General features: G+C 63.2%; 5 protein-coding genes. All 5 read right to left on the bottom strand.

Annotated elements, in window-relative coordinates:
* Positions 1–1,955 (bottom strand): DNA topoisomerase IV subunit A (gene parC / locus AAG799_RS20115; RefSeq protein WP_341898666.1); only part of this gene is annotated, 1,955 nt, incomplete at its 3' end.
* A gap of 33 nt (positions 1,956–1,988) precedes the next feature.
* Positions 1,989–2,756 (bottom strand): DNA repair protein RecO, encoded by a 768-nt coding sequence (gene recO / locus AAG799_RS20110; RefSeq protein ID WP_341898665.1) that lies wholly within the window; start codon positions 2,754–2,756, stop codon positions 1,989–1,991.
* 46 nt (positions 2,757–2,802) lie between these two features.
* Positions 2,803–3,510, bottom strand: coding sequence for a PDZ domain-containing protein (locus AAG799_RS20105; protein WP_341898663.1), 708 nt, complete (start codon positions 3,508–3,510; stop codon positions 2,803–2,805).
* A 110-nt stretch (positions 3,511–3,620) separates the two neighbouring features.
* Complete coding sequence (gene rpoC, locus AAG799_RS20100; protein ID WP_341898662.1) at positions 3,621–7,943, bottom strand: DNA-directed RNA polymerase subunit beta'; 4,323 nt, start codon at positions 7,941–7,943, stop codon at positions 3,621–3,623.
* A 38-nt stretch (positions 7,944–7,981) separates the two neighbouring features.
* Positions 7,982–11,101 (bottom strand): DNA-directed RNA polymerase subunit beta (gene rpoB, locus AAG799_RS20095; RefSeq protein ID WP_341898660.1); only part of this gene is annotated, 3,120 nt, incomplete at its 5' end.

Genomic DNA, 11,101 nt, shown 5'->3' with positions numbered 1-11,101 from the left:
ACGGTCTTGCAGACACAGGCCTCGGCCGGCGCCTGCACATTGAGGATCTGCTTGCCGGTGCGGGTGGCGGCCTGCATCTCGGCCTCGGGGCAGACGAAGCCGCGCCCGTCGCTGCTGGCGACCAGGAATTTGCGCTCGCCCTGGTATTTCATAAGGTCAATGATCTCCTGGTCGTTGCCCAGGTCGATCATCAGGCGCACCGGCTCGCCATGGCCGCGGCCGCGCGGCAGCTTGTCGCAATTGATCGTGTAAGCGCGACCATTGGTGCCGAACAGCAGCAGCTTGTCGGTGGTTTCGGCATGCAGCCAGAAGCGGCCCTTGTCGCCTTCCTTGAAGGTGGCGGTGCCGTCATCGGCGACATGACCCTTGATGGCGCGAATCCAGCCCTTGGCCGAGCAGATCACGGTGATCGGCTCGCGCTCGACCAGCACCTCGAAGGCCTCTTCCGAAATCACCGGCGCATCGCCGATCTTGGTGCGGCGCTTGCCCAGTGCCGATTTCGGACCGAACTGCTTTTTCAGCTCCTGGATTTCCGTGCTGATCGCGGCCCAGCGCAGGGTCTCGTCGCCGAGCAGGCTCTTCAGCTCGGCCAGCTCCTTGGAGAGCGTCTTGTGCTCGCCGCGCAGCTCCATCTCCTCCAGCCTGCGCAGACTGCGCAGGCGCATATTGAGGATGGCTTCGGCCTGCACATCGCTGAGCTTGAAGCGCTTCATCATCACCGGCTTGGGCTCGTCTTCCCGGCGGATGATCTCGATCAGCTCATCAAGATTGAGATAGGCGATCAGGTAGCCGTCGAGCACTTCGAGGCGATGCTCGATCTTGCCCTGGCGATACCGGCTCTTGCGCTCCAGCACCTCATGGCGATGGTCGAGATAGGCCTGCAAAGCCTCGCGCAGGTTCATCACGCGCGGCAGCTTGCCGCCATCCAGCACATTGAGATTGAGCGGGAAGCGCGTTTCCAGATCAGTGCTGCGGAACAGGCTTTCCATCAGCACGGCCGGATCGACGGTCTTGTTCTTTGGGATGATGACCAGGCGCACGTCCTCGGTCGATTCATCGCGCACGTCATCCAGCAGCGGCGCCTTGCGCTCGGTGATCAGTTCGGCGATGCGCTCGATCAGCTTGGACTTCTGCACCTGGTAGGGAATTTCGGTGACGACGATCTGCCACATGCCGCGCGGCAGCTCTTCCTGTTCCCATTTGGCACGATGGCGGAAGCTGCCGCGGCCGGTCTTGTAGGATTCGATACGGCTCGACAGCGGCTCGACCATGATGCCGCCGGTGGGAAAATCCGGGCCCTGCACGAATTCCACCAGCTTTTCGATGCTGGCATTTTTATGCTTGATCAGATGCAGCAGCGCATCGCACAGCTCGGGCAGATTGTGCGGCGGGATCGAGGTGGCCATGCCAACCGCGATGCCGCTGGCGCCATTGGCCAGCAGATTCGGCAGGCCGGCCGGCAGCACGACCGGTTCGTCATTTTCGCCGTCGTAATTGGGGCGGAAATCGACGGTGTCGTCATCCAGGTTGGTGAGCAGCACATTGGCGACTTCGGTGAGCCGCGCCTCGGTGTATCGCATGGCGGCGGCGTTATCGCCGTCGATATTGCCGAAGTTGCCCTGGCCGTCGACCAGCGGGTAGCGCTGGGCGAAATCCTGCGCCAGGCGCACCAGCGCGTCATAGACCGACTGGTCGCCATGCGGATGGTATTTACCGATCACGTCGCCAACGACGCGGGCGCATTTCTTGTAGCCGGCGCTGGGGTCGAGCTTGAGCAGCCGCATGGCGAACAGCACGCGGCGCTGCACCGGCTTCAGCCCGTCGCGCGCATCGGGCAGCGAGCGCGAGGTGATGGTGCTGAGCGCATAGGCCAGATAGCGCTCGGACAGCGCATCGGGCAGCGGCACATTGCGGATATCTTCGGGAACGTCTTTGGGAGGCAGGTGCTTGCTCATGACGCGCTTTCTACACCAGACGGCGCAGGCTTTCTACTTTTGGGCCGGGGTCTGCGCCTGGCCGCGCAGGATCTCCAGCAGCCGTGCACGGGCTTGAGGCACGGCCGCATGCAACTGGGCGAACAGGCGGTTTTCCAGGAAATGCCCGGTGAGCGCGAGGCCATCCTGCACGGCCTGCAGCGAATCGACCGGTATCGAATCGGTACTTCCCCGCCCCGGCACCAGGAAGCCCGGCAGCACCAGCAGGCGGTCGGCATAGGGCGCCGCCGCACCGGCCGACACCGCGCGGCCGGTGCGCGGCGACACATGGGTGAGATCGGCGGTGGCGCCGGTGGCGGCACAGCTTTGCAGGTCGATGCCATAGCCCATCTCGGCCAGCAGGCCGGTTTCCCAGCGCACATAGAGCGCACCCCAGTCGCCGGGGTCGTCCATCTCGGCCATCAGGGTGAACAGTGTGCGGGTGGCAGCGAAAAGATTCGGATGCGGTTCGCGTTCCGACACGGCGGCGTCGATCAGCGCGCAGGCGGCGCGCAAGGCCGCCAGCCGCGCCGGGTCGTCCAGCATCATGGCGCCGGGATGGCCGAGCGATTCGAGTGCATAATAGCCGAGCTGTTCCGACAGCCGCGCGCGCCAGTCGGCCCGCACGATCTGGCCGACCTGGATGCTGCCGCCGCGGCTGGCACCGCTGCCGCGCAGCAGCCCGGCATGGCGCCCATGCGCCTCGGTCAGCAATGTCACGATCCGGGCGCTCTCGCCATGATGGCGCACGCTCAGAACCACGCCTTCATCCTGCCAGTCCATGCTTCCGGCTTAAGCTGATTCCGGGCAGCCGGCAAGGCAGCAGCAGTTACTCCGTCGGCATCGGATCAATCGGCACTTCGATGGTCACCGGCTTGCCGTCGCGCAGCACCCGGTAATCGATGCTGGATGCCGTGCGGTTCTCGAAGGGCTTGACGGAGTCTTTGGCGTTGATGACTTCGACACCGCCGATATGCGTCACCACATCGCCAACCTTCAGCCCGGCACGCTCGCCGGCGAAGCCTTTGACCAGAATGCTGACCACCGCCCCGTTGGCATCGCCACGCTTGATGGCTTCTTCCTGGGTCAGGTCACGCACATACACGCCGGTGCCGACCGGTTTGCGCTGCTGCCAGAAGATGGCGGAAAAGTATTCGACCGTGCTGGTCATCGGCATGAAGAACATGCCACCGCTGCCGGTCGAAATCGGCGCCATGCTGGAGCTGGTGTTACTGCCGATACGATAGCGGGTGACCACCTCGGCCTTGACCTCGCGCGCCTTGGTCAGCAGGTTCTGGCCCGCGATCAGGTTGTCGGCATACCGGCTCTCGCCAATCATCCCGTAGCCGTCTTCAAGCATCTTGGGGATTTCGACGTAAGGATTCCCGACTTCGCGGATTTTCGGATCGCCGGTAAAGGGCACCAGATCCTTGCGGGCGGCAATCTGTTCGTTGGTGAGATACGGCTTGTAGCCGCTGTTCACCGTGTTACAGCCCGCCAGCAGCGCCAGTGCCAGGATTGCGAACATGGTACGCATGGTGCCCCCGAATCAATCTTGCTCAACCCTGAGTATGGTTAGCCGATTGGCGCGGGCAAAAAAAGGGCGACCTTGCGGGTCGCCCTTTTCTGTAAAGATGACAGTTCGGCTTATTCGGCGGCGTCGCCGACGGCAGCCTGCAGTTCGCTTTCCAGCGCATCGGCGAAATCGCGGTCGCGCTGGGCAGCCAGGCCCTTCATGCGGTTCATGATCGCGCCGGTGCCGACCGGGATCAGGCGGCCGACGATCACGTTTTCCTTCAGACCGATCAGCTTGTCGACCTTGCCGCCGACGGCAGCTTCGGTGAGCACGCGGGTGGTCTCCTGGAACGAGGCCGCCGAGAAGAACGACCGGGTCTGCAGGCTCGCCTTGGTGATGCCGAGCAGGACCGGCATGCCCTTGGCCACCTTGCGGCCTTCGGCTTCGGTCTTGGCATTCACCTCTTCGAACTCGCTGCGGTCGACCTGCTCGCCGATCAGGAAGGTGGTTTCCGCCGGGTCGATGATCTCGATCTTCTGCAGCATCTGGCGGCAAATCACCTCGATGTGCTTGTCGTTGATCTTCACGCCCTGCAGACGATAGACCTCCTGGATCTCGTTGACGAGATAGTTGGCCAGCGCCTCAATGCCGAGCACCTTGAGGATGTCGTGCGGTGCCGGGTTGCCATCGAGCAGATGGTCGCCGACGCGCACGAAGTCGCCTTCCTGAACGGCAATCTGCTTGCCCTTCGGGATCAGGTATTCGACCGGATCGACGCCCTCTTCGGTCGGCTTCAGGATCAGGCGGCGCTTGGCCTTGTAATCCTTGCCGAACTCGACGCGGCCGTCGATTTCCGCGATGACCGCGTGATCCTTCGGACGACGCGCTTCGAACAGCTCCGCCACGCGCGGCAGACCGCCCGTGATGTCGCGGGTCTTGGTGCCTTCCACCGGGATACGCGCCAGCACGTCGCCGGCATGGACCTGGGCGCCATCCTCAACCGACAGAATGGCGTCGGCCGAGAGGTAGTAGCGGGCCTCGGAACCACTGACGAGCATGAGGATCTCGCCCTTGTCGTTGCGCAGCGTGATGCGCGGACGCAGCTCGCTGCCCTTCGGGTTCTGCTTCCAGTCGGAGACGACCTTGTAGGAAATGCCGGTCGACTCGTCGGTCGCTTCACGCATCGACACACCTTCGACGAGGTCGCGATAGTTCACGACGCCCTCGCGCTCGGTGATGACCGGACGGGTGTAGGGATCCCATTCGGCGATGCGCTGGCCCTTCTTGACCTTGCCGCCTTCGTCAGCCACCAGGCGGGCGCCGTAAGGCACCTTGTGGCGGGCGCGCTCGCGGCCGTTCTGGTCGACCAGGATGACTTCACAGTTGCGCCCCATGACCACGAAGCGGCCCTGGCTGTCGGTCACCAGGTTGCGGTTCGCAACCTTGATGGTCGCATCATAGGCGGCTTCCAGGCTCGACTGCTCCGCCACCTGGGCGGTGCCGCCGATGTGGAAGGTACGCATGGTCAGCTGGGTGCCCGGCTCACCGATCGACTGCGCGGCGATAACGCCGACAGCCTCACCGATGTTGACCTTGGTACCGCGGGCCAGATCGCGGCCGTAGCACTTGCCGCAGACGCCGGTCTCGGAGTCGCAGGTCAGCACCGAACGGATCAGCATGGATTCCACGCCGGCCGTCTCGATGATGTCGACGTCCTTTTCCTCGATCAGTTCGCCGGCCTTCATCAGCACCTCACCCGTCAGCGGATGCTTCACATCCGTGCTGGGGGTGCGGCCGAGGATGCGCTCGCCAAGGGTGGCGATCACTTCGGCGCCTTCGACGACCTCGCGCACGGTCAGGCCGCGCTCGGTGCCGCAATCTTCCTCGGTGATGATGCAGTCCTGCGCCACGTCGACGAGGCGACGGGTCAGGTAGCCCGAGTTGGCGGTCTTCAAGGCGGTATCGGCCAGACCCTTGCGGGCGCCGTGGGTCGAGTTGAAATACTCGAGCACGGTGAGGCCTTCCTTGAAGTTCGAGATGATCGGCGTCTCGATGATCTCGCCCGACGGCTTGGCCATGAGGCCGCGCATGCCGGCGAGCTGCTTCATCTGGGCGGCCGAGCCACGGGCGCCGGAATGCGCCATCATCCAGATCGAGTTGATCGGCTTGCGCTGACCGGTGACCTGGTCGATGTCGGTCTGAATGACCTTCATCATCTCGTCGGCGACGCGATCGGTGCACTGCGACCAGGCATCGACCACCTTGTTGTACTTCTCGCCCTGAGTGATCAGGCCGTCCTGGTACTGCTGCTCATATTCGCCGACCAGCTTCTTGGTGTCGTCGATATGCTTCAGCTTCGACGACGGCACCACCATGTCGTCCTTGCCGAACGAAATGCCGGCCTTGAAGGCGCGGGTGAAGCCGAGCGCCATCATGCGATCGCAGAAGATGACGGTCTCTTTCTGGCCGCAATGGCGATACACCACGTCGATGACGTTGGTGATCTCCTTCTTGGTCAGCTGCTGGTTGATAACCCGGAACGGCACGTTCTTGTGACGCGGCAGGATCTCGCTCAGCAGCATGCGGCCGGGCGTGGTGGTGACGCGGGCAACGATCGGGGCGCCTTCCGAGTCCACCGTGTTCAGGCGGGCCTTGATGCGGTGATGCAGGGTGATGGCCTTGGCATCCAGCGCCTGCTGGATTTCCGCGATGGTCGAGAAGACCGGGGTCTTCTCAACGATGGCGCCGCCCTGGAGGATACGCTCCAGCTCGGCCTTCACTGCAGTCTTCGGCACTTCCACATGGGTCTTGGCGTCGTAGATGACGACGTCATCTTCGGCCCAGGCCTTCAGCAGCGCATTCATGTCCTTCATCTTCAGGACATCGCCCAGCGGGCTGTTGCGCTCCATCGTGGTGTAATACAGGCCGAGCACGATATCCTGCGACGGCACGATGATCGGCTTGCCGTTGGCGGGGCTGAGGATGTTGTTGGTCGACATCATCAGCACGCGGGCTTCGAGCTGGGCTTCCAGCGACAGCGGCACGTGCACCGCCATCTGGTCACCGTCGAAGTCGGCGTTGAAGGCGGCGCAGACCAGCGGATGCAGCTGGATCGCCTTGCCCTCGATCAGGGTCGGCTCAAACGCCTGGATGCCCAGACGATGCAGGGTCGGCGCACGGTTCAGCAGCACCGGATGCTCGCGGATGACCTCTTCGAGGATATCCCAGACTTCCGGACGCTCCTTCTCCACCATCTTCTTCGCCATCTTGACGGTGGCGGCCAGGCCGCGCAGCTCAAGCTTGGAGTAGATGAAGGGCTTGAACAGTTCGAGCGCCATCTTCTTCGGCAGGCCGCACTGGTGCAGCTTCAGTTCCGGGCCGACGACGATGACCGAACGGCCGGAATAGTCGACGCGCTTGCCGAGCAGGTTCTGGCGGAAGCGGCCCTGCTTGCCCTTCAGCATGTCGCTGAGCGACTTCAGCGGACGCTTGTTGGCGCCGGTGATGACACGACCGCGACGGCCGTTGTCGAACAGGGCGTCGACGGCTTCCTGCAGCATGCGCTTTTCGTTACGCACGATGATGTCGGGCGCACGCAGCTCGATCAGGCGCTTCAGGCGGTTGTTGCGGTTGATGACGCGACGATACAGATCGTTCAGATCCGAGGTGGCGAAGCGGCCGCCGTCCAGCGGCACCAGCGGACGCAGTTCCGGCGGAATCACCGGCACCACGGTCAGCACCATCCATTCCGGCTTGTTGCCGGAGTCGATGAAGGCTTCAACCAGCTTGAGGCGCTTGACCAGCTTCTTCGGCTTCAGTTCCGACGTGGTCTCGGCCAGCTCCTGGCGGATATCCTCGCGGGTCTTTTCCAGGTCGAGTGCGATCAGCAGGTCGCGGATGGCCTCGGCGCCGATCTTGGCGACGAAGCTGTCATCACCATATTCTTCCTGGGCGCGGAACAGCTGTTCCTCGGTCAGCAGGTCGAACTGCTTGAGCGGGCTGAGGCCCGGCTCGACCACGACGTAGTTTTCGAAATACAGGATGCGCTCGAGGTCTTTCAGCGTCATGTCCAGCATCAGGCCGATGCGCGAGGGCAGCGACTTGAGGAACCAGATATGCGCCACCGGCGAAGCCAGCTCGATATGGCCCATGCGCTCGCGCCGGACCTTCGACAGCGTGACTTCGACGCCGCACTTCTCGCAGATCACGCCGCGATACTTCATGCGCTTGTACTTGCCACACAGGCACTCGTAATCCTTGATCGGGCCAAAGATACGGGCGCAGAACAGGCCATCCCGCTCCGGCTTGAAGGTGCGGTAGTTGATGGTCTCAGGCTTCTTGATCTCGCCGTAGGACCAGGAGCGGATACGCTCCGGCGAAGCGATCGAGATCTGGATCTGGTCGAAAGCCTGGGCGTTCTGCGGCTGGCCGAAAACGTTGCTAAGTTCGTTCATGTCTATCGTCTCCTATCGGAGGAAAGGGTGCGTGGCGATCAGTAGGAGCGCTGCGACAGCTCGACATTCAAGCCGAGCGACCGCATCTCCTTGACCAGCACGTTGAACGATTCCGGAATACCGGCCTCGAAGTTGGTGTCGCCGCGCACGATCGACTCGTAAACCTTCGAGCGGCCGGCAACGTCGTCCGACTTCACAGTCAGCATTTCCTGCAGGGTGTAAGCCGCGCCGTAGGCCTGGAGAGCCCAGACCTCCATTTCACCGAAGCGCTGACCGCCGAACTGCGCCTTACCGCCCAGCGGCTGCTGGGTGACGAGGCTGTAGGGGCCGATCGAGCGGGCATGGATCTTGTCGTCGACCAGGTGATGCAGCTTCAGCATGTAGATGTAGCCCACGGTGACCTTGCGGTCGAAGGGCTCGCCGGTACGGCCATCGATCAGGGTGACCTGACCCGACGGATCGAAGTTGGCCTTCTCCAGCATCTCCACGATGTCGGGCTCATGGGCGCCATCGAACACCGGGGTGGCCATCGGCACACCACGACGCAGGTTGGCACTCAGCTCGAGCAGCTGATCGTCCGAGAGGTCGGCGATGCGGTCGGCATATTCCTGCTTGGAATAGATGCCCTTCAGCACGCGGCGCAGTTCTTCGCACTTGGCCGCATTGCGGTTGACCTTGTCGAGCATCTCGCCGATCTGGCGGCCAAGACCCGCCGAAGCCCAACCGAGATGGGTTTCGAGAATCTGACCGACATTCATGCGCGAAGGCACGCCGAGCGGGTTCAGCACGATATCGACCGGCTGGCCGTCCTCGAGGTAGGGGATATCCTCCTCAGGCACGATGCGCGAGACGACACCCTTGTTGCCGTGACGGCCGGCCATCTTGTCACCGGGCTGCAGCTTGCGCTTCACCGCCACGAAGACCTTGACCATCTTCATCACGCCAGGAGGCAGCTCGTCGCCGCGCTGCAGCTTCTCCACCTTGTCCTCGAAGCGCTTCTGGATGCGGTTGGTCGCCGCGTCATACTGCTTCTTCAAGGCCTCGATGTCGGCCATGTTCTTTTCGTTCTTGACGCTGATCTGCCACCACTGGCCGGGGGTCAGCTCATGCAGAACTTCTTCGGTGATCTTGCCGCCATCCTTGAAGCCCTTCGGGCCCTTGTCGGCCTGCTTGCCGAGCAGCAGCTCATGCAGACGGGCAAAGATGGAGCGTTCGATGATCGCCTTCTCGTCGTCTCGGTCCTTGGCCAGGCGCTCGATTTCGGCGCGCTCGATGGCGAGCGCACGTTCGTCCTTCTCAACGCCGTGGCGGGAGAAGACGCGCACTTCCACGACCGTACCGGAAACACCCGGCGGCACGCGCAAGCTACTGTCGCGCACATCGGAAGCCTTTTCGCCGAAGATGGCGCGCAGCAGCTTCTCTTCCGGCGTCATCGGGCTTTCGCCCTTCGGCGTGATCTTGCCGACCATGATGTCGCCCGGATGCACTTCGGCGCCGATATAGACGATGCCGGCCTCGTCGAGATTCTTGAGGCCTTCCTCGCCCACGTTCGGGATGTCGCGGGTGATTTCCTCAGGCCCGAGCTTGGTGTCGCGGGCCATGACTTCGAATTCCTCGATATGGATCGAGGTGAAGACGTCGTCCTTGGCGATGCGCTCCGAGATCAGGATCGAATCTTCGAAGTTGTAGCCATTCCACGGCATGAAGGCGACGAGCACGTTACGGCCCAGTGCCAGCTCGCCCAGCTCGGTGGAGGGACCGTCGCCGATGATGTCGCCGGCCTGAACCTGATCGCCCACCTTCACCAGCGGACGCTGGGTGATGCAGGTATTCTGGTTCGAACGCTGGAACTTCAGCAGCTTGTAGATGTCGACGTTGGACTTCGACATGTCGGTCTCTTCCGAGACACGCACGACGATACGGGTACCATCGATCTGGTCGACCACACCGGTGCGCTTGGCGACGATGGTGGCGCCGGAATCGCGGGCCACGACCTCTTCCATGCCGGTACCGACCAGCGGCGCCTCGGCGCGCACCAGCGGCACGGCCTGACGCTGCATGTTCGAGCCCATCAGCGCGCGGTTGGCGTCGTCGTTCTCAAGGAACGGGATCAGCGCCGCGGCGACAGACACCAGCTGCTTGGGCGACACGTCCATGAAGTCGATGCCTTCAGGGCGCACCATGACGAAGTCGCCGTTACGGCGGCAGGAGACCAGGTCGCCGGCCAGCTTGCCCTTGGCATCCACTTCCGCATTGGCCTGGGCGATGGTGTACTTGCCCTCTTCCATCGCGGTCAGGTAGATCACCTCGTCGGTGACCTTGCCGTCGCGCACGCGGCGGTACGGGCTCTCGATGAAGCCGTACTGGTTGACGCGCGCATAAGTCGCCAGCGAATTGATCAGACCGATATTCGGGCCTTCCGGCGTCTCAATCGGGCAGATGCGGCCGTAATGCGTCGGATGCACGTCGCGCACCTCGAAGCCGGCGCGCTCACGGGTCAGACCGCCCGGGCCAAGCGCCGAGAGGCGACGCTTGTGGGTGATTTCCGACAGCGGGTTGGTCTGGTCCATAAACTGGGACAGCTGGGACGAGCCGAAGAACTCGCGCACTGCCGCCGCCGCCGGCTTGGCGTTGATCAGGTCGTGCGGCATCACCGTGTCGATGTCGACAGAGCTCATGCGCTCCTTGATGGCGCGCTCCATGCGCAGCAGGCCGACCCGGTATTGGTTCTCCAGGAGTTCGCCCACCGAGCGCACCCGGCGGTTGCCGAGGTTGTCGATGTCGTCGATCTCGCCGCGGCCGTCCCGGAGGCCGACCAGGGTCTTGAGGACCGCCAGGATGTCGTCCTTGCGAAGCACGCGGACGTCATCGGGGCAGTCCAGTTCCAGTCGCATGTTCATCTTCACGCGGCCGACTGACGACAGGTCATAGCGTTCAGAGTCGAAGAACAGTGACTTGAACATGGCCTCCGCCGCCTCGACGGTCGGGGGCTCGCCCGGGCGCATGACCCGGTAGATGTCGAACAGTGCATCTTCCCGGGCGGTGTTCTTGTCGACCCGCAGGGTGTTACGGATGTAGGCGCCCATGGTCACGTCATCGACGTCGAGAAGGTCGAAGCTGGAGAAGCCCTGGGCCTCAAGTTCAGCGATCACGCCGGG

It is taken from the genome of Ferrovibrio terrae (assembly GCF_943371255.1).
In the GTDB taxonomy this organism is placed as follows: domain Bacteria; phylum Pseudomonadota; class Alphaproteobacteria; order Ferrovibrionales; family Ferrovibrionaceae; genus Ferrovibrio; species Ferrovibrio terrae_B.
Note: the sequence above shows the minus strand (reverse complement) of the source record. Positions and strands in the feature narration are given on the sequence as shown.